This window comes from Sphingobacterium daejeonense, assembly GCF_901472535.1.
Taxonomy (GTDB): Bacteria; Bacteroidota; Bacteroidia; order Sphingobacteriales; family Sphingobacteriaceae; genus Sphingobacterium; species Sphingobacterium daejeonense.
Window position 1 is genome coordinate 1,811,784 of sequence record NZ_LR590470.1, and the last position, 26,925, is coordinate 1,838,708.

The 26,925-nt window shown below is 34.2% G+C and carries 31 protein-coding genes and 1 riboswitch; of the genes, 12 read left to right on the forward strand and 19 right to left on the reverse strand.

Translation table 11 applies throughout. The features are described from left to right. Window positions 1-8: 8 nt before the first annotated feature. Window positions 9-422: a DUF4945 domain-containing protein gene (locus FGL31_RS08655; RefSeq protein ID WP_138090599.1), complete on the forward strand. Its 414-nt coding sequence runs from the start codon at window positions 9-11 to the stop codon at window positions 420-422. Between the two features lie 101 nt (window positions 423-523). On the opposite strand, the gene FGL31_RS08660 is transcribed toward FGL31_RS08655, so the two are convergent. The 8 genes from FGL31_RS08660 to FGL31_RS08695 all read right to left on the reverse strand — a co-directional run bounded on the left by FGL31_RS08660 (window position 524) and on the right by FGL31_RS08695 (window position 7,364). After that, entirely contained in the window at window positions 524-1,228 is a 705-nt protein-coding gene (locus tag FGL31_RS08660; protein WP_138090601.1) for a HesA/MoeB/ThiF family protein, read from the reverse strand. A gap of 7 nt (window positions 1,229-1,235) precedes the next feature. After that, on the reverse strand, window positions 1,236-2,354 hold the full coding sequence (gene thiH, locus FGL31_RS08665) for a 2-iminoacetate synthase ThiH (protein WP_138090603.1): 1,119 nt from the start codon (window positions 2,352-2,354) through the stop codon (window positions 1,236-1,238). A 2-nt stretch (window positions 2,355-2,356) separates the two neighbouring features. Then, window positions 2,357-3,130, reverse strand: a complete 774-nt coding sequence (locus FGL31_RS08670) for a thiazole synthase (RefSeq protein WP_138090605.1) — start codon at window positions 3,128-3,130, stop codon at window positions 2,357-2,359. Continuing rightward, window positions 3,102-3,761, reverse strand: coding sequence for a thiamine phosphate synthase (locus FGL31_RS08675; RefSeq protein WP_232046435.1), 660 nt, complete (start codon window positions 3,759-3,761; stop codon window positions 3,102-3,104). The genes FGL31_RS08670 and FGL31_RS08675 overlap by 29 nt, the downstream gene beginning before the upstream one ends. After that, a complete protein-coding gene (locus FGL31_RS08680) occupies window positions 3,736-4,350 on the reverse strand; it encodes a thiamine phosphate synthase (protein ID WP_138090607.1) in 615 nt (204 codons plus the stop codon). Before FGL31_RS08680 ends, FGL31_RS08675 begins: the two co-directional genes overlap by 26 nt. After that, entirely contained in the window at window positions 4,347-6,158 is a 1,812-nt protein-coding gene (gene thiC / locus FGL31_RS08685; RefSeq protein ID WP_138090609.1) for a phosphomethylpyrimidine synthase ThiC, read from the reverse strand. Before thiC ends, FGL31_RS08680 begins: the two co-directional genes overlap by 4 nt. A gap of 17 nt (window positions 6,159-6,175) precedes the next feature. Then, window positions 6,176-6,382 (reverse strand): sulfur carrier protein ThiS, encoded by a 207-nt coding sequence (gene thiS, locus FGL31_RS08690; RefSeq protein ID WP_099371400.1) that lies wholly within the window; start codon window positions 6,380-6,382, stop codon window positions 6,176-6,178. A gap of 65 nt (window positions 6,383-6,447) precedes the next feature. Continuing rightward, window positions 6,448-6,546: riboswitch (TPP riboswitch) on the reverse strand. Between the two features lie 77 nt (window positions 6,547-6,623). Beyond that, window positions 6,624-7,364 (reverse strand): hypothetical protein, encoded by a 741-nt coding sequence (locus FGL31_RS08695; protein WP_138090611.1) that lies wholly within the window; start codon window positions 7,362-7,364, stop codon window positions 6,624-6,626. Between the two features lie 141 nt (window positions 7,365-7,505). On the opposite strand from FGL31_RS08695, the gene FGL31_RS08700 reads away from it, so the two are divergent. Together FGL31_RS08700 and FGL31_RS08705 are read left to right on the forward strand one after the other, a co-directional pair. Further along, on the forward strand, window positions 7,506-8,378 hold the full coding sequence (locus tag FGL31_RS08700) for an EamA family transporter (RefSeq protein WP_138090613.1): 873 nt from the start codon (window positions 7,506-7,508) through the stop codon (window positions 8,376-8,378). Window positions 8,379-8,432: 54 nt separating this feature from the next. Next, window positions 8,433-8,627 (forward strand): DUF7218 family protein, encoded by a 195-nt coding sequence (locus FGL31_RS08705; protein ID WP_232046446.1) that lies wholly within the window; start codon window positions 8,433-8,435, stop codon window positions 8,625-8,627. A 69-nt stretch (window positions 8,628-8,696) separates the two neighbouring features. Here FGL31_RS08705 and FGL31_RS08710 read toward each other — a convergent pair whose 3' ends face one another. Continuing rightward, the gene (locus FGL31_RS08710) at window positions 8,697-9,446 is read right to left on the reverse strand and encodes a DUF6882 domain-containing protein (RefSeq protein ID WP_138090615.1); all 750 of its coding nucleotides are present in this window, start codon (window positions 9,444-9,446) and stop codon (window positions 8,697-8,699) included. A gap of 480 nt (window positions 9,447-9,926) precedes the next feature. Here FGL31_RS08710 and FGL31_RS08715 point away from each other — a divergent pair, with 480 nt between their 5' ends. After that, window positions 9,927-11,615, forward strand: coding sequence for a sensor histidine kinase (locus FGL31_RS08715; protein ID WP_138090617.1), 1,689 nt, complete (start codon window positions 9,927-9,929; stop codon window positions 11,613-11,615). Between the two features lie 6 nt (window positions 11,616-11,621). Then, on the forward strand, window positions 11,622-12,209 hold the full coding sequence (locus tag FGL31_RS08720; protein WP_232046448.1) for a response regulator: 588 nt from the start codon (window positions 11,622-11,624) through the stop codon (window positions 12,207-12,209). Window positions 12,210-12,541: 332 nt separating this feature from the next. Here FGL31_RS08720 and FGL31_RS29785 read toward each other — a convergent pair whose 3' ends face one another. The 4 genes from FGL31_RS29785 to FGL31_RS22600 all read right to left on the reverse strand — a co-directional run bounded on the left by FGL31_RS29785 (window position 12,542) and on the right by FGL31_RS22600 (window position 14,092). Next, window positions 12,542-12,727, reverse strand: coding sequence for a response regulator transcription factor (locus tag FGL31_RS29785; protein ID WP_138090619.1), 186 nt, complete (start codon window positions 12,725-12,727; stop codon window positions 12,542-12,544). 230 nt (window positions 12,728-12,957) lie between these two features. Continuing rightward, window positions 12,958-13,236, reverse strand: coding sequence for a hypothetical protein (locus tag FGL31_RS08730; RefSeq protein ID WP_138090621.1), 279 nt, complete (start codon window positions 13,234-13,236; stop codon window positions 12,958-12,960). Window positions 13,237-13,347: 111 nt separating this feature from the next. Next, window positions 13,348-13,758, reverse strand: a complete 411-nt coding sequence (locus FGL31_RS08735) for a hypothetical protein (RefSeq protein ID WP_138090623.1) — start codon at window positions 13,756-13,758, stop codon at window positions 13,348-13,350. A 163-nt stretch (window positions 13,759-13,921) separates the two neighbouring features. Beyond that, window positions 13,922-14,092 (reverse strand): hypothetical protein, encoded by a 171-nt coding sequence (locus FGL31_RS22600; protein ID WP_171017591.1) that lies wholly within the window; start codon window positions 14,090-14,092, stop codon window positions 13,922-13,924. Between the two features lie 537 nt (window positions 14,093-14,629). Between FGL31_RS22600 and FGL31_RS08740 the strand changes: the two genes are divergently transcribed. The 6 genes from FGL31_RS08740 (at window position 14,630) to FGL31_RS08765 (ending at window position 18,976) form a co-directional block, all read left to right on the forward strand. Next, the gene (locus FGL31_RS08740) at window positions 14,630-14,905 is read left to right on the forward strand and encodes a hypothetical protein (protein WP_138090625.1); all 276 of its coding nucleotides are present in this window, start codon (window positions 14,630-14,632) and stop codon (window positions 14,903-14,905) included. A 63-nt stretch (window positions 14,906-14,968) separates the two neighbouring features. Continuing rightward, on the forward strand, window positions 14,969-15,175 hold the full coding sequence (locus FGL31_RS08745) for a hypothetical protein (RefSeq protein ID WP_138090627.1): 207 nt from the start codon (window positions 14,969-14,971) through the stop codon (window positions 15,173-15,175). 331 nt (window positions 15,176-15,506) lie between these two features. After that, window positions 15,507-16,898: an RtcB family protein gene (locus FGL31_RS08750; protein ID WP_138090628.1), complete on the forward strand. Its 1,392-nt coding sequence runs from the start codon at window positions 15,507-15,509 to the stop codon at window positions 16,896-16,898. A gap of 6 nt (window positions 16,899-16,904) precedes the next feature. Continuing rightward, window positions 16,905-17,528: a peptide chain release factor H gene (gene prfH, locus FGL31_RS08755; RefSeq protein ID WP_138090630.1), complete on the forward strand. Its 624-nt coding sequence runs from the start codon at window positions 16,905-16,907 to the stop codon at window positions 17,526-17,528. A 135-nt stretch (window positions 17,529-17,663) separates the two neighbouring features. Next, window positions 17,664-18,413, forward strand: a complete 750-nt coding sequence (locus FGL31_RS08760; protein ID WP_138090632.1) for an HpcH/HpaI aldolase family protein — start codon at window positions 17,664-17,666, stop codon at window positions 18,411-18,413. Between the two features lie 134 nt (window positions 18,414-18,547). Beyond that, window positions 18,548-18,976 carry a cold-shock protein gene (locus tag FGL31_RS08765; protein WP_232046451.1) on the forward strand — a complete coding sequence of 143 codons (429 nt, stop codon included), beginning with the start codon at window positions 18,548-18,550 and terminating at the stop codon, window positions 18,974-18,976. A 53-nt stretch (window positions 18,977-19,029) separates the two neighbouring features. On the opposite strand, the gene FGL31_RS27675 is transcribed toward FGL31_RS08765, so the two are convergent. From FGL31_RS27675 to FGL31_RS08775, 3 genes are all read right to left on the reverse strand, one after another. Beyond that, complete coding sequence (locus FGL31_RS27675; protein WP_262709069.1) at window positions 19,030-19,278, reverse strand: fatty acid desaturase family protein; 249 nt, start codon at window positions 19,276-19,278, stop codon at window positions 19,030-19,032. 10 nt (window positions 19,279-19,288) lie between these two features. Continuing rightward, window positions 19,289-20,098 carry a fatty acid desaturase family protein gene (locus tag FGL31_RS08770; RefSeq protein WP_262709070.1) on the reverse strand — a complete coding sequence of 270 codons (810 nt, stop codon included), beginning with the start codon at window positions 20,096-20,098 and terminating at the stop codon, window positions 19,289-19,291. Between the two features lie 125 nt (window positions 20,099-20,223). Further along, window positions 20,224-21,618 (reverse strand): aminopeptidase P family protein, encoded by a 1,395-nt coding sequence (locus FGL31_RS08775; RefSeq protein ID WP_138090634.1) that lies wholly within the window; start codon window positions 21,616-21,618, stop codon window positions 20,224-20,226. A 162-nt stretch (window positions 21,619-21,780) separates the two neighbouring features. On the opposite strand from FGL31_RS08775, the gene FGL31_RS08780 reads away from it, so the two are divergent. Further along, window positions 21,781-22,125 (forward strand): TFIIB-type zinc ribbon-containing protein, encoded by a 345-nt coding sequence (locus FGL31_RS08780; protein WP_138090636.1) that lies wholly within the window; start codon window positions 21,781-21,783, stop codon window positions 22,123-22,125. Between the two features lie 122 nt (window positions 22,126-22,247). On the opposite strand, the gene FGL31_RS08785 is transcribed toward FGL31_RS08780, so the two are convergent. From FGL31_RS08785 to FGL31_RS08795, 3 genes are all read right to left on the reverse strand, one after another. After that, window positions 22,248-22,535, reverse strand: a complete 288-nt coding sequence (locus FGL31_RS08785) for a hypothetical protein (RefSeq protein WP_138090638.1) — start codon at window positions 22,533-22,535, stop codon at window positions 22,248-22,250. Between the two features lie 156 nt (window positions 22,536-22,691). After that, window positions 22,692-24,059, reverse strand: coding sequence for a hybrid sensor histidine kinase/response regulator transcription factor (locus FGL31_RS08790; RefSeq protein ID WP_232046453.1), 1,368 nt, complete (start codon window positions 24,057-24,059; stop codon window positions 22,692-22,694). Then, complete coding sequence (locus tag FGL31_RS08795; RefSeq protein ID WP_138090642.1) at window positions 24,004-26,691, reverse strand: ligand-binding sensor domain-containing protein; 2,688 nt, start codon at window positions 26,689-26,691, stop codon at window positions 24,004-24,006. The genes FGL31_RS08790 and FGL31_RS08795 overlap by 56 nt, the downstream gene beginning before the upstream one ends. Window positions 26,692-26,925 lie beyond the last annotated feature (234 nt).

Below are 26,925 nucleotides of genomic sequence, written 5' to 3' on the forward strand. Positions count from 1 at the left end.
GATATATTATGAAAAGATATATAATAGCGTTGATTGTTATGGTAATAATTTCTGCGTGTCGTAAAGATGAGTTTGATGTAAAAGAAGGAGTCAGTTTGCCAACTGTTGAGAATTTGAAATCTGAGGCTGTGGGAACAAGTCAAGTTAAATTGAGTTGGCAAATTCCGCAACAAATTCCTTCAGAAATTGAAAGGCCACTGAAGGTATTTTTAGAGGTGAATAAAATTATTGGTCCAACTAAGCATATTTCAGTATTCAGTCATACAATTGAGGAAGAGGCGACCTCCTTTCTTTTTGATATCCCTACGGATCCTGGAGAATATCATGTGGTTGTAAAGTTAAATGGTACCACGGTCAAAAAAGATAAAAACTATTCGCAGAATATTTTTTCATTAGGTCAAACCATTGTTTTAAAGAAATAGTTATTGGTGTTTTATATTAGATTTATTAGTTTGTTACAGGATTGGCAGGGATTACCCTGCCATCCTGGTTTTTAAGAATTAGGGTCACACTAATTACTATCTTAATATTTTATTTGCCTAAAGGACCAGTTATAACAATCGACTAGAGTTAGCTGGTTTGGTTGAATTGGCAATCCAATGATTATTTTCAATGTTAGCATGGCCATCATACTTCCAATTATCCCTGGCAGTGCACCTAGTACTCCAAATTGGTCACAATTCTGAATATCTTCAGCATTTGGAGGAGTAGGGAATAAGTCTCTCATCTGCTTGCTGCCTTGGTAATTGAAGACTGCAACTTGACCTTCAAAAGAGAATATGCTTCCATAAACGAGAGGTTTGTCCAATTTGATACAATAGTCGTTTACTAAATATCGAGTTTCAAAATTATCAGATCCGTCAACCACTATGTCAAAATCTGCCAAGATGGAGATAATATTATCTTCAGACAGCATTGAGTTTATGGGAATAAATTCTATACTTGAATTGAATTGTTTGACAAATGATTCAGCGCTTTCAACTTTGGGTTTTCCGATAAATTTTTCCTGATGTATCACTTGTCTGTTAAGGTTGTGGATTTCCAGAATGTCAAAATCAACTACGGCGAGTTTTCCAACACCTGCGGCAGATAGATATTGAATTACAGGAGAGCCCAACCCGCCTGCACCGACTACTAATACTTTGGAATTCTTCAATTTCCGTTGTCCTTCGACCGAGACTTCTTCCATAAAAATCTGTCTACTATATCGACTGAATTCTTGATCCATAGTTTACCTAATTGATTGCAGAGAAGCAGTTGTCCCAATCCTTCATGATTGGATCATAACCGACTTCTTTTATTTTATTTTTTATCTCCTGCATGCTTCTTTCATCGGAGATTTCAAATTGTTCTAATGATTGCGGATCTACCGTATATCCTCCTGGATTCGTCTTTGAAGCTGCACTCATTGTTGTAGCGCCTAATTTAATAATATGATCTCTGAATTTTTCACTTTCCCGAGTAGAAATGGAAATCTCCAAATCTGGATTCCATAATCGATAAGCACAGATTAGTTGGAGCAGATGTTTGTCTTCCATAATAAAATTAGGTTCTACAAAACCTTCGGCTGGTCTGAGTCTGGGAAATGATACGGAACACTTGGTTTGCCAGTATTTTTTTTGAAGGTATTCCAAATGCATAGCATTATAAAAGCTATCAATTCTCCAATCTTCAAGACCCAAAAGCACACCCAATCCAATTTTATGGATTCCAGCTGAACCTATACGGTCTGGTGTATCGATACGATAATTGAAGTTAGACTTTTTTCCCTTTGGGTGATAAGTTTTATAAACTTCTTCATGATAGGTTTCTTGATATACCAAGACAGAGTGAACTCCAGCTTGATGAAGTCTTTCATATTCGGATTGAGATAGAGGTTGGACCTCGATTGAAATATTTGAAAAGTAGGGTTTTAAAAGACGGATTGCATTCAGAAAATATTCTATTTCAACAATTTTATTGGATTCACCAGAAACTAATAAGACATGGTTTACGCCCATGTCCTTCAGGGCAAGTGCTTCTAGAACAATTTCTGTATTGCTCAGTGTCTTTCTTTTAATTTTGTTGTCCATACTGAAACCGCAATAGGTACAAATATTTTGACATTCGTTGCTCAAATACATAGGAGCATATAGCTGAATTGTTTTACCAAATCTTTGTTGGGTAATCTGATTGCTCATGATTGCCATTTTTTCCAATAGTGGTTCTGCTGCCGGACTGATCAGGTTGAGGAAATCCAAAATGTTTTTTTTTGGTCGATTTAAAGATGCTTGAGCTTCAATTTCAGTACATCTCATTATTCTATTTCCAACGTCAGACCAACTGAATTGATTTAAATAATCTTTTATTTCCATTATTAGTCCATTAAAAAAGAGGTGAGTGGGGAGGATGCATTAGCTTTATTATTCTCTGATGCGAGACCTGATTCGTAAGCTATTCTTCCAGCTATGATTGCCAATTTAAATGCTTCGGCCATTTTGACCGGGTTTGATGCGGTTGCAATTGCTGTATTTACTAAAACTGCATCTGCACCAATTTCCATAGCTTTGGCTGCATCGGAGGGTGTCCCAATTCCTGCGTCAACAACAACTGGTACTTGACTTTGTTCAATAATTATTTCAAGAAAATCAACAGTTTTTAGTCCTTTGTTACTACCTATTGGAGCGCCCAAAGGCATGACGACTGCGGTTCCAGCGTATTCCAGTTTTTTACATAGTACGGGGTCTGCATGGATATATGGCATGACTATAAAGCCCAATTTTGCCAGTTCTTCTGTAGCTTTCAACGTTTCTATAGGGTCAGGCATTAAATAGCGAGGGTCAGGGTGTATTTCAAGCTTTACCCAATTTGTCTGCAATGCTTCCCGAGCCAACTGAGCAGCCAACACAGCTTCTTTGGCATTTCTTGCTCCGGAGGTATTAGGTAGTAAACTAACTTGTGGCAGGACTAAAGATTCCAACAGGTTATTTTCTTGGGATTTGGAATCAATTCGTTTTAATGCTAATGTAACTAATTCTGTCTGTGATGCTAACACAGATTCCGACATCTGTGTTAAATCGCCAAATTTACCCGTGCCAAGGAACAGTCTGGAATTAAATACTTTATCTGCAATTATTAATTTGTTCTTCATAGTTTGTTTTCAATTTTGTAATCAATTCAGGATTTCTTTTTATCAAACTGGATACTGCTATTCCATATATACCGATGTGGATGAGCTTTTGGATATCATTTTCTTCTAAACCTCCAATAGCAAAAATTGGAGGAGTAACAATTTTTCCAGCTTTAATTTTATTACAGATGTTTTTATAACCTTCCAATCCTAGGATAGGGCTTAACTTCTTTTTTGTAGGCGTGAACCTCATTGGTCCTAAGCCAATGTAATCGCAGCCTTCCCTTTGACGTCGAATAACATCTTCATAAGTATTTGCGGTTCCACCAAATATTTTAGATTCTCCTAATATGTTCTTTGCTGAGTCAATTGACTCATCGTTTAATCCCAAGTGGATGCCATCAGCATCCATCTCCTTCGCAAGAGATACATGGTCGTTGATTATATAGGTTGCTTTATATTCTTGACATAGTTTTTTGATATTGTAGGCAAGGTTGTGAAGCTCATTAGTTGCAGGGTAAGTTTTCCACCTTAACTGAACCCATTGTATTCCGTTGTCTAAAGCATTTTTGACGTTTTCAATTTGATCGTTATAATCAAATCCATCAGATATATACTGGATTCTTTCAAGATTGTTCATTTTCAATTTCATTCCAAATCCTTTCTTTTTGTATGCATGCTTTTATATATGCTGCTGGTTTATTTTGATTCCATATTGATCCCATTAGCGCTATTCCATCTGCTCCATTTTGTAAGACTTGGTCCATGTTCTGATAATTTATGCCTCCTAAACCAATTAGTTTCATTTCTTGGTTATTTCTGAATTTAATGTCTTTCAATACTGTCTTTAGCTTACCATAACCGGGTTTGGAGATACTTTTAAAAGTTGGACTTAAAAAAGCATAAGTCCATGTTTGATTTAAAGCATTGAATTCATCAATTGAATGAGTAGATGTGGATAGTTGTTGCCCAATAGCTATTAAATCTGGGTGTAAACTAATTCTATCCTCTGTATTAAAATGCAAGCGATTAATTCCAAGTTCGTGTGATAGGTGTTTATGCGAATGAAGCACTATTTTCATCCTATCAATAGGATTTACTTTATTCAAATATTCCAATACTGTTTCATCTTGTAAACCATATTTCCTGAAATGGAAAAGATCCATTCCATTTTCAAACATCTCATTTACATGATTTATTTCATTGGATATGATGCTCAATGGAGAAATTACAATGATCATAGATATATTTCCTTACCCTTTTCGATAAATTCTTGGGATTTCGCGAGCAAACCTTCTTCGGTTGCTTCCCTGATTTCTTGAGTGATTTTCATTGAACAAAATTTTGGGCCGCACATTGAGCAGAAATGAGCAACTTTTGCTGCATCTGCTGGCAGTGTTTCATCATGAAATTCTCTAGCAGTATCAGGGTCTAAGGATAAGTTGAACTGGTCTTCCCATCTAAATTCAAATCTCGCTTTGCTGAGGGCATTGTCTCTATATTGTGCTCCTGGATGGCCTTTTGCTAAATCAGCTGCATGTGCAGCAAGTTTATAGGTGATAACTCCATCCTTTACATCTTTTTTGTTTGGCAGGCCTAAGTGTTCCTTTGGAGTGACATAACACAACATGGCACAGCCATACCATCCAATCATTGCAGCTCCAATTGCAGAGGTGATATGGTCATATCCTGGAGCTATATCTGTCGTCAATGGTCCTAAAGTGTAAAATGGTGCTTCATCGCATTCTTTTAACTGTTTTTCCATGTTTTCCTTTATCATATGCATTGGGACATGACCGGGACCTTCAATCATTACTTGAACATCGTGTTTCCAAGCTATTTTCGTTAGTTCTCCCAACGTTTCCAATTCGGCAAATTGTGCAGCATCATTGGCATCAGCAATAGATCCTGGTCTCAGGCCATCTCCTAAAGAAAAAGCAACATCATATTGCTTCATAATCTTACATATCTCTTCAAAGTGGGTATATAAAAAATTCTCTTTGTGGTGAAATAGGCACCATTTTGCCATAATGGAACCTCCTCTAGAAACAATTCCAGTTACCCTTTTGGCGGTAAGATGAATATATCGCAATAATACACCAGCATGAATGGTAAAATAGGAAACTCCCTGTTCAGCTTGTTCGATCAATGTATCTTTAAAAATTTCCCATGTAAGGTCCTCAGGTACTCCTTTTACTTTTTCCAATGCTTGATAGATTGGTACTGTTCCAATTGGAACTGGAGAGTTTCGAATTATCCATTCTCTAGTTTCATGAATGTTCTTTCCTGTTGAAAGGTCCATTATGGTATCAGCGCCCCATCGACAGGCCCATACAGCCTTTTCAACTTCTTCTTCGATGCTCGAACTGACTGCACTATTACCTATATTGGCATTGATTTTCACTAAGAAATTCCTGCCGATGATCATTGGTTCACTTTCGGGGTGATTAATATTGTTTGGAATGATAGCTCTACCTGCAGCAATCTCATCTCTTACAAATTCAGCTGTAATGTAAGTTGGTGTTTTTGCTCCGAAATTTTGACCAGGATGTTGTTCTGCCATTCCTTTTGTAGCAGCTTCCAGTTGTTCTATCTTTTGATTCTCTCTTATAGCAACATATTCCATTTCTGGTGTAATGATTCCTTTTCTAGCATAATGTAGCTGAGTTACATTTGCCCCCTCGATTGCCCTTTTCGGTTTGTGGTTATATGAAAATCTCAGCTCATCCAATGTGGAGTCGTTCAATCTTAGGATGCCATATTCAGAACTTATATTGTCCAGGACTTCTACATCATTACGATTTAATATCCACTCTTCTCGGAGTCTATTTATTCCTTTTCGGATATCAATTGTGACGTTTTCATCTGTATAAGGACCGGAGGTGTCATAAATAGTTATTGGAGGATTAATTTCCACGGAGCCATTGGAAAGTTTTGTTGGAGTTAGCGATATTTCTCTCATCGCAACCTGTATGGGATGGATCTTTCCAGGGATAAATACTTTTTTCGAATTTGAAAATGGGTTCGTTGTTATTTCTTGTTCTTTCATGATTTTTTGTTTTAGGATTATCCACCTTGGGTTGCGGTAATGATTAGAATTGAATCGTTGTCTGCCAATGGAGTAACAGACCAGGAGTTTCTTGGAATAACTTGATTGTTAAGAGCTATAGCTACGCCATTTGTCTTGCCTTTGAGTTCCAAATGCATTAATTCTTCCAAATTGTTAATTGGAAAAGCAAAGTTTGTTAATTGATGATTGATGATTAATACCATTCCCTTAAAGTTTATAAGCAATAAATATGCTTTAGGAATGGCTACATTGGATACAGGCGACCCATGAAAGACATTTTACTTTTCCCTCCGCTAGTATGATCTAGATCAGGTTGTAAGGGTAAAATCTCAGCCTGCAACAAGTGCAGACACCCCTAAAGCTTGGGCAAGTTAACTAAATGAATTAACTAAAAGAAATAATTTGTTATTTAAACTACACGTAAAAGCCTGTATATAGTGCTGTTTACTTTAGGTTTATATGGTTTTGCGAATTCTTTTCTTTAAATTCTTTGTAGGAATTTTTTACATATACATGTAAGTCATAAGTCGTCCAATATTGAGCAGTTTCAAGGTCTGGTCTATATTCTACCATAAATTTTTCGAGTTCATCATTCTCCATTGGAATAATTTCATAAATGGAAACCTTATTGAATATTTGGTCGACCTCCATATTTTCGATTTCTTGATTCATGAACTTTTCAAATCTTCGAGCATTTTTCCCTGCAGCACTGAATTTTTCATAAAAGAAAGTTATGGGTGAGCCTCCAATAGGAGAAAGGAGGTACCATGGTGGTTTGCCTGAATAATGTAATCCGCCCTTAACATTGTAATCATGTTTCATGGCATGCAATTCCTTAAATCTTGCAGCTTTTGTATTTCCCATTACGACTATTTCCTCGAGTACAATAGGTTTCTTCTGCAGGTATACTAACTCTGGCAAATCGTAAGCTTCTATAGTGAGTGTGTTCCAATGAGGATGGACAAACATGATACTGTCATATGGATTCGCGTCAATGTGAAATGATCCGTCAGCACCAGAATATAAGGTTTGTTTTGTTCTATTATTTATTACTTTGATGTTTTTTAATAAAAGAGTACTATCACTAGAGAAGATAGTTCCCGGATAGCTGTACTGAATCTGAGCATATAGACCTGATGTGAATAGGAAATTAAATATGATGAAAATAATTAGTTTGAATTTCATGATATGATTTTTGGTTCCTAAAACTTAGTCTAATTTAAGATTTATCGTTCAAAGATAATTGTGTGATAACTTAATTTAACAAATCCTGCGGAGAAATTATATAGTTGCCTTATATTTACGGCAATAACCTAGGTGAAATACATGATCCGAAACACAAAATTTGCCGTTACTGCTGCCATTTTATCTATGATCTGTGTACAGGGCGGGGCTTCCTTTGCGAAGCAATTATTTCCGGCTATAGGTCCAATTGCCACCACAGCATTGCGGATTGGACTTTCGGCAATAATTTTATATCTCATTACTAGGCCGAAACTCCATACTTTTACGAAGCAACAATGGTTGTATTGTTCTGCTTATGGGCTTGGGATTGCTGTTATGAATTTGATTTTTTATATGGCTATCCAAAGAATTCCCTTGGGCTTGGGTGTTACTATTGAGTTTGTAGGGCCATTGTTTTTGGCATTTGCTCTTTCTAGGAAATTGCTGGATGTTGTTTGGGCTGCTTTAGCTTGCGCGGGGATTCTGTTGATTGTTCCATGGCAAAGTAATGGTGTTGATCCTTTAGGTTTGTTATTTGCTTTGCTGGCAGGTACATTTTGGGCTGTATATATTATGATGGGGAGCAAAGTTTCAAGGATTATGGAAGGAAGACAAGCTGTTTCCGCAGGAATGATCATAGCAACCCTTTTTATTTTGCCTTTTGCATTATGGGACGGAGCAATTTTGCATTTAAACCTGAGTCTATTTGGAAAAGGTCTTTTGGTTGCCATTTTATCGTCAGCTTTGCCCTTTTCCTTAGATATGATGGCATTAGGTAAATTGCCTACCAAAACATTCAGTATTCTGACTAGTTTGCAACCAGCTTTTGCAGCACTTTCGGGGCTTGTATTTTTACATGAGGTTTTGACCGTTACACAATGGTTATCTGTAGCCTGTGTAGTTTTGGCGAGTATAGGTACAACTGTTTTCTCCAAGCGAGATGGCCAAACTCCAAAAAATCAAGAAGTTCAATAAGATTCAACTATTATTAATTCTGGTTGTTCTATAGGTATATTAAAATTTAAAGTTATGCCTAGAGATAAAGCTCCACAAATCAAAAAGCCTGATACCTATGATGCATTGGTAGATAAAGGTATGAGCAAAGAAAAAGCTGCACGAATTTCCAATGCCCAAGCTGCTGGTACCATCGATCACAGATCTAAAAAATTAGACGAAAGGACCAAAGTAGACCTCTTGGCAGAGGCCAAAAGAAATTGGAATTAAAAATAGGCATAATATGACGAAAGATGAATTAATAAAAGCAATCAGAGGTCATTAAGGTCTTTGAAAATATTATCCTTCCAGGTTAGTGATTCTATGCGATTGATCAAGTATTGCTACACATCTATCGGAACCTTTAGTTCCTATTATTTGATTTTCTTTTTCTTCTATTTGATATCCTTTTGCTTTTAGATAGGCTATGAAAGCATTTTTGTGGTCTAGATTGAAGTTTGAAATGACTTGCGGGAATGTTGTAAATATCCTATAGTGTCCGATTTTCCTGTTTTTTCTAATTACCGCAGACGTTACTGTCATGAGCATTATTCCACTTCCATAGTCAGCGAAATAATATCCATCAGCATTAAACATTCCGACAGCTATTAATCCTAATCTATGTAAGTCATCTTGTTTAATAGAATATTCTGGTGTTCTCAGTTGGTCAATTTTATGTTGGACGCCGTATGCCTTTAATTTCTTTGCGTCTACCATTAAATTTTCAGGTAGGTTAGACTGGCTATTTGCCCACGCCCATAACCAGGTGTTCACAGAATAGGAAAAACTTCCTATAATTTGAATTGGAAACTCCATGTCTTCTCCAAAAGTAATGGTGCCGCGAGTTAAATCCGCATCCCAGCTTCTCCCTTCAATTAGTTCCGAAAAATCTATCTGTTTTTCAAATCCCATGGCAACATATCTTTCTAATAATTCTAATTCTGTTTTTATAGGCTCGAATGTAGGAGTATTTTCTGTGGTTTGTTTTTCTGGTTTTTCGGTTTCTTTTTTCGATGAAGATTTTCCAAATAATCTATTTAAAAATCCCATAATGTATGTATTTGCTGTTGTTTGTTGAGTTTTGCTGTTGAAGTTAATAAAGGCAAGTGAATTTATGGTATAACATATGCGTAATCACAAAGGAAATTCTTTTTTCGTAGTGTTATATCTACTGTTTATAAGCGAAAAACATTCTCGATTAAAATCGATGAATATTAATTACGCATAAATTATCTGGTATTTTTATTGTGAAACGGGATGTTAGTGTCATTCTCGTTAAACTGTCAAATTAAATTTTTCAAAAATCATCCTTTGTAACTTTAGTTATATTAAAGTTTTTGTTACTGGTTTAATTTTTGTAAATATTTGATTTTTAGTTTACTATATGTGGTTGTTGTAATTATTATTCAAAGTATTTCTAATGAACTTGGCTTTCTTTCAGTGAAAAATTGTTTCATATCTGTAATTATTAGTGTGGGGGGATTAAACATAATGCATAAATTATTATTTTAGTGCTTTAACAATTTACCATTGAAACCATTATTAGCGATTGCAGGGATATTACTGTTTGTATCCTGCAATAAAAAAGTGAATCCGGACCAAGCTCATGAAAAAAATCATTTCTATGAGCAGGCTTATGAATTTTTGGATAAGAATGAATCTGATAGTGCTTTTGTATATTTTGAAAAAGCTAGGCTACTTTATTTGGAAAACAAAGACAGCCTAGGGGTTGCGAGCAGTTTGGTAAACATGGCAATAAATCAAGCAGAATTGGGTGATTACTATGGTTCTCAAGAAACGTCAATTCAAGCCCTGACTTATTTAGATTCCAATGACAGTAGTGAGTTTAATGTGCTTAGTAGTATTTATGGCAATTTGAGTAATGTTGCAGAATATTTAAAAGAGCCTGAAAAGTCGAACGAATATATTGAATTAGCCATTAAATATTCTTTAGATTCAACAAGTCGTAAGGTTTTTAGAAACAATATGGCAACGAATTATATGCATATAAAGGATTACAAAAAAGCTATTGATATTTTTCAAGAAATCATTCCTAAAACAGATTCTAATTCTACAGATTATGCACGATTTATTACGAATTATTCAAGAGCTAAATTTTTATTAGATTCATCCAATAATCCAATCCCAGAAATGCTGACGGCATTACAAATAAGAGCTAATCGGAATGATTTATGGGGTCTGAATTCTAGTTATTCCAACTTAGCAAATTATTATCTTGATAGAAACCAGGATTCTGCACTTTATTATACTCAAAAACAAATAGAAATTGCCAATAAAATTAAAAATTCAGATGCTAGATTAGCTTCCATGAAAAGATATTTATTATTGACAATGGATGAATTTGATAAATCAAATTTTGAAAAATACCAGGAAATAGTAGATAGCGTAGAGTTGGCTCGTCTTACTGCGAAAAATCAATTTGCTCTGGTACGATATGAAGTTGAAAAGAGTAAAGCTCATAACCTTAAACTCCAGCATGAAATCGATAAAAAACAATATAGGATAAATTTGCAATCAGCAATTTTTTGTATGGTTTTAATCATTATTGGTTTGACAAGTTATTATATCTGGACATTATACAAACGAAGAAAAGTTACCTTAGAGCTTGCAGCCGAAAACCGGATTAAAGAAAGTCAGCTGAAAACTTCGAGGAAAGTACACGACGTGGTTGCGAATGGAATATATAGGGTTATGGCTGAACTAGAAAACAAAGATAAAATTGATAGGGAAGAGTTATTGGATCGCCTGGAAATCATGTATGATAAATCGAGAGATATATCTTATGAGGTTGAGGATGAGGCAGAACAAGAAATAGCTTTCCATCTGGTTGTTTCAGATCTCCTAAAGTCATTTTCAAATGAATATAGAACAGTGTTAATTGCTGGTAATGATCAAGCCGTTTGGGATTTGTGCAGTTCAAATCTAAAAATCAACATTGAAGAAATTTTACAGGAATTAATGGTAAACATGCAAAAGCATAGTAGGGCGGATGAGGTGATCATTCGATTTGATTATGATGGTTCCAATCTATTGATTTTTTACAAAGATAATGGGATAGGAATGCCTGAGGATAAAAAATTCGGAAATGGTTTGAGTAATACGGAAAACCGTATAAATAATTTAAAAGGTAAAATTACTTTTGAGAAACAATTTGAAAATGGATTAGGGATTAATATTGAAATCCCTATTAATAAATAGGCATTTATGTTTAAAAAAGTACTGATTGCGGAAGATCATGAAGTTGCAAACTTATCTGTTCACCGTACTGTTCAAGAATATGGTGTTGCTGAAACAAAGTATGTTTACTATTGCGATGATGCACTAACCTGGATCAGAAATGCGATCCGCGAAGGCGAACCTTATGATTTATTGATTACAGATCTTGTTTTTGAGGATGATATTGTACCTCAAAAAATTACACATGGAAAAGATTTAATCAAAGCAGCAAAAGAATTACAGCCAGAGCTCAAAGTTATTGTATTTTCTTCCATAGAAAGAATCAGTTTAATTGAGGACTTGTTCAGAAATTATCAGATTGATGGTTATGTAAGAAAAGCTAGGCATGATGGCCAACATTTTAAGGATGCCCTTAAAGCAGTCGATAGCAATAAAATCTACCAATCACCTGATATAAGGTTGGCATTGCGTTCAAAAAATTCACATGAATTTACGGCCATGGATATACAGATCATTTCCTCATTGTCCAATGGAATTCTTCAAAAAAATATTCCACAGATCCTCCAAGATAAAAACATCAAACCTTCGGGATTGAGTAGTATCGAAAGAGGTTGAATCTGATGAAGGAAGTTTTGGGATTCACAAAAAATGAGCAGTTGGTAGTATATTGCAAGGATAGAGGATTGATTTAGAAATTTTACCAAACTATATTAACCAAATTAATGAGTAAGGCCTTTGGGATTCCCAGAGGCCATTTGTTTTGTATAATAGTTTTATATCCTTGTTAAAAAATGTTAACTATACATGTATAAAATACTTTAGGCATAGGCTTTGCGTTTATTATTGTACAAACAGAGTAAAAGAGTAATGAGTAAATAATTTCATAATTTAGGTTAATAATTGGTTAGTTAAAAAAAACCTGAGCTTCCCCGGCTCAGGTTTTTTATTTATGTCAAATCAAATGTGACTGCGAATTTCAATAATTCTGCAAATGATCTACTTTCAATCTTTTTACAGATATTTTTCCGATGAGTTGCTACCGTATGAGAGGAAATAAAAAGTTGATCTGATATTTCAGGGGTTGACAGGCCATTAGAAAGCAATCGGATAATCTCTTTTTCTCGATTTGTCAATTGTGCAAATTTCTTATAATTTGCCCTTAGATATTCATCGAGGGTCTAATGTTTTGTTGACTCTTTTGATTAAATAATCCATTCCATCAATTGGAGTCGACAATACAACTAAATTATTGGTTGATTCAATTTCCAGGATTTTGCATGTGGTAAAACACCATATCATTGATTGAGAGGAATAATGTTTTACTCTTTGGAAAAAATTATAGGTTTTATCAAATTCAGCATTTTTAAATATACTGTTGTAACCCTCCAAAGAAAGAATGTATTTCTTCTTTTATAAAGAATTTCTCATAATACAAAGGTCCAAGTTCAACAATTTCTTCAGGACATACTCCTAAAAAATTGGTGCCCCAATTGTTCATGTAGCTACATTCTACAGGTTCATTGTTTGAGGTTTCTTGCATCATTAAGGCCGCAGGAACAATCTGACCCAAATCCGGAACATTCAATTCTCCAAATTTGACTCCCTTGGAAATCTCGTATAAATGCGCGTCAAGAGCATTCATAATAATTAATAATTAGTTCGGTGGTTCAATAATTAACCCTAATTTAAATAAAAATGTTCAAACATGGAAATTTAATTGAATAAATATTAATTCAATAAACAATAATTTAACCTAATTGTAGTCGATTATGGATTTTGATTCTTCCTGAAAAAGAAGATTTCCATTGTTTGGATTCAGGATCACAGTTTTCTTATAAACCCCAATTGGTCTTGATCTATTATCTTTTTCAACTGTGTAGGTAGATGCATCATTCCAATCCAAATTTGGATCCGAATTATTATCTTGGACTAAAATTGCGATATCTTTTTCTGGTAAATGCTCAGGAATTACTTCATAAATTGTAATAGGGTTAAAGCCTATTTGATCGTAAATATTTTTAAGATAATGTTTTGTATTTCCATTCTTGTAGAAAACTTTAATATCAATATACATTAAGTGATAAGGATTCAGGAGGGGAATATTAATGTCCTCCATCAAGCATTCTGAAATATCATCACCCTGATATTTATAAGCGATACTCATAAATTTTGAAAACTTAGAGTCTGAAAAGGAAAGACGATCACGATAATAAATTCTTGATGGTTTTTTTCTGTTGAATTGGTATTCAAATTTAGCTATTAACAGGCTGTTGCTGATCTCACCATCCTCAGTAGTGAATTCAATACTTTGGTTAGCACTTGAGACTTTAACTTCCTTTCAATCTGCCGAGTTGATCCCATTCAAAGATTTCTTCGTAAGGAAAATTAGGATCCTGATTAATAAATACTTTCTTTTCAACTCTACCGTTTGCTCCATAAATGAATTTAAACAAACCAATTTCTAACAATTTGTTTTCTTTATCATATTTTAAATCCATTTCACTTTCAGTAGCTTCATTATTGACTCCATTAAAATAGTTGTCACCAAGAGAAGTTCTTGGAGCTTGTTGTGAGTTTTTTTATTTGGTCTGTTTCATCTGGTTTGTGATTATCCTTTTGACATCCAAGGATAAATATAAAAAGTAAACAGGTTATGTAGATTACTAGAAGCCTATTAGTTTTCATAATATTGGTTTGAATAGCTAAAGATACAAAAGTTGAATCCAGAAAAAATGGATAGCGGTTAAAATGTAATTTGTGATTTGAAACAAAACTGTTATGATGTTATATTTTTCCGAATTAAAATGTTTGTGAAATTAATAGTTTAGACCAATTGAAGAAAATATTTTTTATATGCATTAATCTTTTTTAAATAAATTTACTCCAACTGAAAAGTTTTGATATGAAAAAATTACTAATCTTACTTATTACCACATTTTTTATGTATTCATGTATATGCTCAAAGGGGTTCCTACGGGAATGATTTTTTTGGACATCTTGAATTCAACTCGATTGATGGGAGATATAAAGCCACCATGGTGAAGAATATTTTTAACGGATTAGAATTCTCGGATAATGCGAATAATTCTGTTGAATTCGATGAGAAATATCTTGGTAGGCATTATCCAGGAATAATGAGTGATAATCCAGGAAAATCAGCATTATTCAGGAAGCTTGTTCGTAGGATGTATCGTGAAACAGGTTATAAGGTTAAACATTCGGTCGATATTTTCAATAAAGAAATTGTTGAAGATAACAGGGGGTATAAATCGGAATCTGGCAGAGACATATTTGGCCCACGATTATTTTGAAGAGCAGGGTAGGGATGGTGCGCTTTCAATAAAAAGGAATGTTCATGGAGACCTTGAGTATAAATGGAACAATTATTCAGCAAGTATTGGAAAAGATGTTTTGGGAAATGGAATTTTTCAGATAATGAAGGTAATGAAATACAGTTCAATGCAAATTCCTGGAATAAAATGATTCAACGATTTGGTTCTGAAAGGGATATCTTATGGTTTTTAATTGATAAAATCATTGATAACAATGATCAGGAATATCAAGATAATTATGACTTTTAAATAGAAAATCGATTTTAAGATTTTTTTTTGTGAAATAAATTTTAATAACTTTGTTGGCGATAAATATTTTTTAACCCAATAATAGAGACGAAGATATGTTTGTGATTCAATCTACTTTTCAAGCTTCAACAGGCAAATGGTTTTGCTGTAGCTTTTCTTCGTGCTTTTTCAATCGTATAGTTTTTAAACAATATATAAGAAAGCCTCGAAGACATTCGGGCTTTTTTGTTGGCTGTTAGATTTATTATTCTATTTGATTCTTCAAAAAATTCCCGGATTATCCATTTTAACACCTGTTTTTAGCAGGATTTTATAAGATAATAAGATAATAATGGGAAGTAAACTTTCTGGGAAAGACCTCATTAAATTGGGTTTTCCAAAAACTAATGCGATTAACATTGCATTGGGGCAAATTACGCGATATAGGAAACGCGAAAAAAAAGAACAAATATTATTAGAGGCAAAATCTGTGTTATTAAATCCCGATCAATTTCTAGGACATGGAACATGGGGGAAGGTCGCTGAAGGATTGATAAAACCTGTTGAAGTGCGCTTGCAACAATTAAGAACTCAAAGAGTGCCATTTTCTGTATTTGGAGAGAATGAGATCGATGAAGTTGCAAAGAGACAGTTATACGATGCCTTAAAGCTTCCAGTTTCAGTTCAGGGTGCTCTTATGCCAGATGCACATTCTGGATATGGATTGCCAATAGGTGGGGTACTAGCAACAGACAATGCTGTAATTCCATTTGGTGTAGGGGTAGATATTGGTTGCAGGATGAGTCTTTCTATCTTTGATATTCCAGCATCTTACATTAAAGGTAAAGAATTTCAATTAAGAAATATCTTGAAAGATAATACTGCCTTTGGGTTAACAGAAACTCAAAAGACTAGGACTGATCATGAGTTATTTTCAAGACTGGAATTTCAGGAAATTCCAATACTAAAATCACTGAAGGACAAAGCTTACAAACAGTTAGGCTCCTCAGGAAGTGGAAATCATTTTGTGGAGTTTGGAATTGTAGAACTCGTTGATCCTAAACCAAACTGGGAGTTAGGAAAGGGTTCTTATCTCGCTATTCTGTCACATTCTGGATCACGTGGGCTTGGTGCTAATATTGCCAAACATTATAGTTATTTGGCTACTAAGCAATGTCCTTTGCCAAAACATGTTCAACACTTAGCTTGGTTAGATCTTGACACGCATGATGGTCAAGAATATTGGCTTTCTATGAATCTTGCTGGCGATTATGCCAAAGCCTGCCATGACAACATCCACCAACGGTTGGCTAAGGCCATTGGTAAACGTCCAAGGCTTACTATTGAAAATCACCATAATTTTGCTTGGAAAGAAGTAGTAGGTGATAAAGAATGTATTGTCCATAGGAAAGGAGCAACCCCAGCTTCAGTAGGAATGTTGGGTATTATTCCAGGCTCTATGACAGCCAAAGGATTTATTGTTGAAGGTAAAGGGAACATAGAAAGTATTAATTCAGCTTCGCATGGAGCAGGAAGACAGATGTCTAGAGGTGCTTGTAAGAATTCCATCAGCAAAAGTGAAATGTCCAAGATTTTAGATAGCTATCAGGTAGAATTGATTGGTGGTTCCGTTGATGAAGCTCCAATGGCTTACAAGGATATTGAAAAAGTAATCAGCCTGCAACAGGAATTGGTAAACGTCTTAGGCACATTTACACCTAAGATAGTTAGAATGGACAAATAACTTGATATGGAAAAAATCATAGAAATAAGTTCTGGACGAGGTCCCAAAGAATGTTGTTTAGCTGTTCAGCATGTTTTCCAGAAAATTCAAAAAGAAGCCGAGGTTTTAGATTTGAAGATTATAATAAATGAGAAGGATGTTCAAGACCCATTTCCATCATCTGTGAAATTCAAAATCGTAGGTAAAAACTGCCCTCAATTGATTAGCAGATGGCTTGGAGTAGTTCTTTGGATCTGTCGTAGTCCTTTTAGGCCAAATCATCCTAGAAAAAACTGGTTTGTTGAAGTGCTAGAATTGGATCCATTGGAAGAAAATGTAGGTCTATCTGAAAAGGATGTTCAATTCCAGACTATGAGAAGCAGTGGAGCTGGAGGGCAACACGTGAATAAAGTGAGTTCAGCTGTTAGGGCTATCCATTTACCAAGTGGCCATTCCGTACAAGTGATGGACAGTAGGTCTCAACTGCAGAATAAGCAACTTGCTCTAAAGAGATTAAGGGATTTGCTTGAAAGTGATAACAAACAAGGAGAGGCTCTTTATAATAGAGAACGTTGGAATGATCAGGTTAATATAGATCGAGGAAATCCAGTTTTAATTTTTGAAGGCGACAAGTTTAAAGAAAGAAAATAATGTTCTGAAAGTGCCCGAAAGGGCACTTTTTATTTAATAATCTTTTACTCAAGAGGATATTACAATAAATAAGTAAATTTATTACAGAATTTCAATCACGTTCTAAAAATTATTCACCTATTCCTATTGATTGACATGAGATTTATTAACAAACTAGACAAAGGGCAGAGTGTAATCGGACCATTTTCAAAAACATCAGATCCATCCATGATAGAAGCGATGGGTTTTGCGGGCTTTGATTTTATCATTATTGATCTAGAACATGGACCTAATAGTATTCTAAATGCGCAGAATTTAATCCGAGCTGCACAACTGACTGGAACTTTCCCTATAATTAGAGTGCCTGAAAATGGAGCAATTCATATAGGAAAAGCTTTAGACATCGGTGCAATGGGAGTGCAAGTGCCGCAAATCACCAATGCTGAAGATGCTATGCTAGCAGTAAAAGCTGCTAAGTTTGGACCAATTGGTATGAGGGGAGTATGCAGGTTTGTAAGAGCGGCAGAGTATTCCAACAAGAATCGATTTGAGTATTTCTCCCAATCCAATGAAACTTATGTAATTCTGCAGTTGGAAGGGGCAGAAGCAATTGTAAATATCGAGGAAATCATCAATGTTGAGCATGTCAACATTATTTTCCTGGGGCCTTATGATCTTTCACAGGCAATGGGTGTTCCAGGCCAAATCAATCATCCTCTCGTATTGGAAAAAATTGAATTTATTATATCCAAATGTAAATCAAAAGGTAAAAAAACCGGAATTTTTACAGATAATGTGGAAGATGCGCTGAGATGGAAACAATTTGGAATAGATTATATTTCATATTCTGTTGATGTAGGGATCATTCAGGAGGCTTGTAAGAATATAATTTCGAAATTAATGTAGCAATCATCTCATTAGCAATTCTCTTTAATTTTTCGTACCTTTGTATACATTCATAAAAGGCACCTATCTTATTTCCTCAGCCATTCTAGCTCACTTAAGATTTATCCTTTCATTTTTTAACTTAATTCATTTTAATGCCGAGAAATCAACTTACATTCAAGAAAAAAGAACTAGCAAAAAGAAAACAACAGAAACTGCAAGAAAAGCAGGAGAAGAGAGAACAAAACCGTGCTAACAACAATAAAGGTAAAGCACTGGAAGAAATGTATGCTTACGTAGATGAGTTTGGTAACATTTCTGACACTCCTCCGACTGAAAAGTACAAGTTTAAACCAGAAGATTTAGAGAGACCGAAAGAAGCTGAAGATGAGTTTTTAATCGGACGAGTTTCTTATTACAATGAAGCTGGACACTACGGATTTATTCGTGATAGTGAAACTAGAGAAACTGTTTATTTTAACGACACTCTAGCAGGAAAACCTTTATCACTTAATCAAAACGTAAAATATAAAGCAGTACGTACTAGACAAGGAAACCAGATTTCTGAAGTGGAATTAATCTAGTTTGAATTTCATAGATATAAAAAAAACAGCAATTTAATTGCTGTTTTTTTTGTTTATACTGACATCTGCTTAATTACCCTAACGTGGGAATGTAAGGCTTGCCAAAAGGTTCCAAATTCGTTGTATTTTATATTATGCTTTTCACAAGTTTCCCTTACTATTCTATTCAAGGCTGGATAGTGTACATGACTGATTTTTGGAAATAGGTGATGTTCTACCTGAAAGTTCAATCCGCCCAATAACCATGTCAACACACTATTTTTCGTGGAGAAATTTGAAGTAGTTTGGATTTGATGTATCATCCACTCTTCTTCAATTTTTGGTTGATCTCCAGACTTGAATTCCGTTCCAACAACAACATGTTGCAAGTTGAAAAACTACTGCTAGACAGATTCCACAAACTGCTCCAATTATAAGAATTCCAATTAATGTTGGAAGCCAGCCTACGTAGATAATTGGAATGACAATAAATATACAGGCATGCATTAATTTACTGATCCAAAAAATTACTTTTTCCTTAATGGGGAAGTCAAAATCAAATTTATCTTTTAATCCGCTCTTTTTCTGGCGGAAGTATTTTTCATAATCTTGATAAAATATCCATGCCAAATATGACAGGCCATATAAGAAGATAAAATAAATAGGTTGGTATTTATGATGTTTTTTTAGCTTCTGTTCATGATGAATACGCATAAAGCTTACCTCAATATCAGGATCTTCACCATCGATATTAGTATAGGTATGATGTGCAATGTTATGCTTTTGTTTCCAAAAGTATATATTTCCCCCCAGCAAGTTTAAAGAGTATGACATGATACTATTCACTTTCTTGTTCTCTGAGAAGGAATTATGACCTGCATCATGCATAATATTAAAACCAATTGCAGCTAGGTTTACTCCAAAAATAATGCAAAGCAGAATACTGATAGCCCAATGAGGCTGTACAAATACCAAAACAGAATATAAGGTGATAAAGCTTATTATCAAGATAGTTGCTTTTAGAAATAATTTTCTATTTCCGGTTTTTTTCTGTACTGTGCTATTAAAATAATCGTTGATATTTTTCTTAAGAGACTTTGAAAATAAGGTGTTTATGTTGTTGAACTTAATGGTCGACTTCATTGTATAAATAAAAAATATTGCCTATTTGAGTTATTGATTTTTATGAAAATAAGCAAGTGCAAAATTACATTTTATTCAGCGGAACTTTGTTTAAAGAAAGTTAAAAAATCAGATTTATTTTTAATTTATATTCTGTTCGTAGAACAATATTGTTCAATATCTTCTGCGGTCCTGATGAGGTCAGGTCCAAGCAATCGATATCCATTTTCTTCAATCAAGAAATTATCTTCAATCCTAATTCCAGAAAAATTTCTGAACTCTTCCAAGACATCGTAGTTAATAAATTCCTGGTTCTTCTTTTCAGCTTTCCATATATCAATAAGGTCAGGAATGATATATATTCCAGGTTCTACGGTAAGGACATTTCCAGTCTGCAATTCTTTGCCCAAGCGGAGGGATTTTAAACCAAATGTAATCTGGTCCTTAGGTTCAGCTTCTGTGTATCCGACGTATTGCTCTCCTAAATCTTCCATATCATGTACATCTAGTCCCATCATATGTCCTAGTCCACATTGAAAGAACATGGTATGAGCATGGTTAGCAACTGCGTCCTCTACATTTCCGCACATTAGCCCTACATTACGCAATCCTTCAACCAATGTTTTTGCAGCTTGAAGATGAATATCCTTGAACTTTATTCCAGGTTTCAACAATTCACGAGCCTTCATATAAGCGTCGAGGACAATATTATATAATTCCTTTTGTCGATCATTAAATTTTCCTGATACAGGGAATGTTCTTGTAAGATCTCCAGCATATCCCATAGGAGATTCTGCACCGGAATCGTTTAAAACTAGGTCTCCATTTTTAAGCGAGTTCTCTTGAAATTGATTATGGAGTATGTCTCCATGAATAGTAACTATTGGTGGGTAAGCAAATGTGAAGTTTTGGTCTGCTGCAAATTTCTGCATCGCATTTACGATCTCGTATTCTTTGATTCCTGGCTTCGCCATCCTCATTGCCAATAAGTGCATTTCTGTAGAAACGCGCAGGGACTCCTCGATTTCAACGATTTCTTGTGGCTCTTTTATGCTGCGTTGTTTCACAACAGCTTTAATTAAGTCGACTGAAGGATTCAACTCATCTAAATGTCGATCCAAAACCCGACTTAGTAAGATTTTATTGGATGATTGATAGGGAGGTAAGAAATGAATAGTTCGGTGTGCAAATTTTGCATTGGTCAAATATTTCTCAAGGAAATTAAAAGGTAGTGTTTCTTGAACTCCTGATTTAATGCTTTTTTCTTTTAATGTTTCTTGTCTTCCAGTCCACACAAGAGCATCCATGTCTAATTCATCTCCGAAAATAATCTCCTTATTTTCATCAATGTCAATGATTGCAGCAATAGATGGGCTTTTAATCCCAAAATAATATAGAAATGTACTGTCTTGTCTGAAAGGATAGGTGTTATGTTCGAAATTAATAGGATTCTCAATATTTCCAAGTAATAATATAACGCCATTGGATACTTCCTTGGCTAATTGAATCCTTCTTTCTTGATAAGTGCGAGTCGAAAACATAGTTTGTAATTAGATTGACTAATTTACAGATTTAGTAACGAATGACGATAGAAAAGGAGAATCAAAAATAATTGCATGTTAAAAAATGTCAAAAAAACCTTTATAATTCAGGTATAACAAAAATTTAGGTTAAATTATCTCTTTAATTAAAAAAGATATCTTATGAAATGTCCAAATTGTAATGAAATATTATTAATGACTGAACGTCATCAAATAGAGATAGATTATTGTCCAAATTGCCGTGGGGTCTGGTTGGACAAAGGTGAATTGGATAAGTTGATGGAATATGCTTCTAGCCAAATGATCTCCAGAGAAGATAGGCCTGAACAAAATAGGCCTTCAAGAGGCTATGATAACAGTGATTCCTCACACATGAAAAATTATCAAGAAAATTATAGAGATGACCGGTATTATGATCAACGAGATGATCGTGATTACAGAAATCCTAATCAGAAATACCCTCGAAAGAAAAAATCTTTTCTTTCAGATCTCTTCGATTTTGATTAGATAATATTTTGAAAAAGAATATTGAAATATTTTGATAATCTGGTTGGTGAGTTACCAACCAGATTTTTCTATCTAAGTCTAGTCTAAAATTAATTTTTATTTATTTAATTAATAACCATCCTTCAACTCCAATCTTTGTTCAATTCCTTGGCGGTATCAATTCCCCCTTGATACAGAAAAGGATATTCTAAGGTGTGCAAGAATCTGTTTTTGGATTCATTATCTTGAATAATTAACGTTTCTTGAGTTTTGGCACATTTTACCAAGAGCCTATTTTCGTCCCTAAGAATGGAATAGGAATAAAATTCATTGCTTTCAGACCTTACGGCATGGTACAGCGTCCAAACCTGATTGATGTTAGAAAGCTTAACATTATGGTCTAGCCATATGTTAAAGTCAGTAGTTTCCATGTGTGGTTAGTGTGATTGTGATAGTCGAATGTAATGAATTACATTCTCTATTCTTTACGGTTTACCGGATTTCAATACACTTTTTACAATTATTACCGAATATAGATACTAGTTTTCGGGAATTTATTGAATTACGATTATGTTGTAAAATCATATTTACACGTCTTGAGCTTTAAAATTGTTTACAAATTCTTTTGGCGTCATATCATAAGCTTTAATAAAAGCCTTTGTAAAATAGGATGGTGAACTAAATCCTACCATGTAGCAGACCTCATTTATTCGATAATTTCCTTCCAAGAGCAAGTTGCAGGCTTTTTTGAGTCTATAGGTTCTAACATAATCTCCTGGAGAATAACCTGATACGGCTTTGAGCTTCCTTTGAAAATTAGATCTGCTGAAACCTAGAATATGTACCAATGATTCTACATTAAATTGATCATCTGATAGATTTTTCTCAATCTCATCGTTCAAGTTTTTTAAGAACGAATCATCACTTTTATTAGTCGCCAAGGTAGAGTAGGATGCTAGAGGATTTTTGTTGAAAATCTCTAGTAAACTGTTTCTATTTCTCAATAAACTGCTTATTTGGGCTTTCAGGTAGGTAATAGAAAAGGGTTTTTCAACAAATACATCAGCACCTGTCATCAAGCCTTTGATTTTTGTTGAATTTTCAATTTTTGCTGAAAGTAAAATTATAGGTATATGTGAATAATTAACATTGTTTTTGATAATCTCTGACAAGCTAATTCCATCGATCTCCGGCATCATAATATCGGAGATAATTAAGTTATAGCTTTCCACCTCAAGTTTTTCCAAGGCTAATTTTCCATTTTCAACGATGTCTATTTTATAATCCTCTTGAAGGGATTGCCCAATAAAAGAAGTAATGTCAGGATTGTCATCGATTAATAGGATTTTTTGCAGTCCGGAAGTTTCAAAATGCTCATTTTCTAAGTCATATAAGTCAGAGCTATTTAATGTTATTTCTGGTAATTTTGGATAATTAGTAAAGCTAAAAATAAAGCTTGTTCCTTTTGGTGTTATATCCTTTATATCAATTTTTCCTCCCAATTGATTACTGAAATGTTTGACTAAAGAAAGTCCAATTCCTGTTCCTGAATGACTTTTATTGGAGCTAATCTGATAGAACGGGTCAAAAATGAGATTCTTGTATTCATTAGGAATCCCTTTTCCATCATCACTGACACTTATGTAATAGGTTTCATCCTCATTTATTCCGAGTTCAAGAACAATTAATCTATCTGCAAATTTAATTGCATTGCTCAAAAGGTTGCTGATAATTTTTGTAATTGCTTCTAAGTCGGACTCTACAATTACCTCTGCTTTGGATGGCAAAACTAAATCCAATTTTAATTTTTTGCTATGAGCTGATTTTTTAAATCTTTCATAAATTTCGGTCAGAAAAGCTTTCAGATCGATGTTCTCAGGATGAATCTGTAATCGTCCTTCATCCATTTTTCTGAAGTCTAATAATTGGTTGATCAAAATATGCAACCTCTCCACAGTTTCTTTCGATTATATGTAAGTTGTTTTTTACCTCTGTGCTTATGTTTTTCTTTTCAAGAATTTCTTCCAAAGGGGCACTGATTAAACTTACCGGAGTTCTTATTTCATGGGCAACATTTGTGAAAAATTCAATTTTTGAAGCGTAAGATTTCTGTTCCTGCTCTATTTTGAAATTTGCTAATTGTCTTTGATGTTTTTCTTTATTTGATTTCTCATAATATCTGATAATTAGATATATAATAGTTAGTACAAGTAGAGTGTAAAATATTTTTGCAGGAATTGACAACCAAAATGGTGGTAAGATTTCTATTTGTATACTAGTTCCTTCTTCGTTCCATAAATTATCATTGTTGCTAGCTTTTACCTTAAATGTATATTTTCCTGCTGGTAAGTTTACATAGGAAACTGATTGTCGATTTGCTGCATTTGTCCAATTATCATCTGCTCCTTCCAGCATATAGGAATATTGATTTTGACTAGGAGAAAGGTAACTCAAGCTGACGAATGAAATGGTAAATGATGATTGACCATGTTTTAATATAATGGGTTGATCGGTGTTCAACTTCTCCTGTATATCTTTTGACAGTTGACTGTTTTCATTATTCAAAAGTTCAAGACCCGTAATTTCAATATTAGGTTTTACTTTGTTCTTTATATCAGAGAAAGTTTGTGGGTAGAAGCTAGTGAACCCATTTATTCCGCCAAAATAAAACTTTCCGTCTCTTGATTTATAGGAGGACTTATAATTGAACTGATTACTTTGAAAACCGTTGTCAATGGTATATAATTCATGTTTTTTGGGATTGTCTGGGTGGAAGTGAATTATCCCTTTATTACTGCTTAACCATAAATTTCCATCAGGATCATCTAAAACCCCATAAATTACATTGTTGGGCAAGCCGTTGGCTTGGGAAATATTTTTAAAACTATCGTTTGTTCTATCATAGATAAATATGCCTTTCCCTTCACTTGTAAATATCATCCTATTTTGGCTGTCTTGATATATACTTGTTAATTTACTCGAGGCAATTGGATCGTTTGGTTTTATTTGATCATAATGAATCCATGTTCTTTTTTTAATATCCCATTTAACAGGGCCTGATTCATAAGTTGCTAACCATATATTACCTTCATTATCTTCTTTGATGTCGTAAATAAACTTATGTATACCCTCAATCCTTTCAAAGGTATCAGTCTCTTTATTGAATTTATTGATTCCAACTGGTGTGCCTATATATATGTCACCGGATTTAGTTTTATATAGCGAAAAAATACAATCATCATTTATGGTTTGTTCATTTGATGCATGATGTCTATAGTTTTTTAAAGTCTTTGTTTTAAGATCATACACATCCAATCCCCTAGAAAAAGTACCGACCCATAACTTATCTTTTTCAAGCAATAACGCATGAGTATTGTGGTAGGAAGTCTGAATTGGTTGACTGATGGTTCCATTTATTTTATCTAGGTAGTTTAAGCCTCCATCTTCAGTCGCAATCCACATATTTCCTTTTGGGTCTTCAACGAATTGACTAACTGCTTTTCCAGATAAAAAACCTTTCAGGACATCAGAATAAAAAGTTTCAATCGGCAGCAAGGAAGTGTTCAGATAGTTGATTCCACCAAAATATGTACCTATCCAAATACTATTTTCCCTGTCACGAGCGATAGAATATACATTTTGATCACTAAGGCTGTGCTTGAAGTGGGGGATATCAACTCTTTTAATTTGTTTTCCATATAAGTCAAATAGATATAAGCCATCATCTGATCCGATCAAAAATTCATTTTCACTGTATTCAAAAATTGATCGGATATGAGATACAAAAGGATTGGCACTTTTGTTCATATATGACCCAATTATACCATTTTGTTTATTGAACCATAAAAGTCCTTTTCTCCACGTTCCTAACCACAGATCGCCTTTTTTATCCTCCTTCATTGATAATATTTCAAACTCAGGGTTGTCTGATGGATTAAAGACATTAGGAATGGCTTGGAATTTTTGTATTGAAGAGTTAAATTTTATCAACCCTAATCTTGTTCCTGCCCAAACAGTTCCAGATTTGTCTTCCAAAATCGACCAAGTGGCATTTTGTCCCAAATCGATACCTTCAATCTCCAGATGTTCTAACTTCTGTTGCTTCGGGTTATACCGAAATATCCCCTGATTCATTGTTCCTATCCAAAGTTTTCCATCTTTGGTAATCACCAATGAATTTACGGCTGAAGTTATCCTTGTGTTATTAGAAGTTTTTAAGGCTACATTTTGGAAAACTTCTTTGTCCTTATCCATGATAAATAAACCATGGTCTGTACCTATATATAATGTATTCTGATCTTTTTCGGCAATAGACCTTACAAAATTATTCCCTAAACTATTTTTATCATGATCTTCTTTTTGAAAAATTTTGAATGTATTACCATCATATCTATTTAAGCCATCTTTAGTTCCAAACCACATAAAGCCAGATTGGTCTTGTAGTATACAGTATATACTGTTTTCAGATAGTCCATCTGACACTTGTAACTTTTTGAAGTGAATGTTTGAGGATTTCTGACCCAAGGAGAGGAGTGGGATCAAAAGTACTAAAATGCAGGTTGAAATATAATTGATGTAATTTTTCACGGTAATTTGTTTAATCGCTTAAGCACGCTTATAACGCAGGTTTACTTTTAAAAATAGTAATAATTAGTAAAAAGTTGTAAAAATTAACCAATGATAGGAATTGATAATTTTTTGACTTTCTTTTATTTAAAATTTAGAACCACGAACCAAGGGTTTTAAAGGATTGGGAGTTTACACTTTCAAATTTATGTTTACCGATTTTGATGAAAATAATAGATTCCTAGTAAGCAGCTT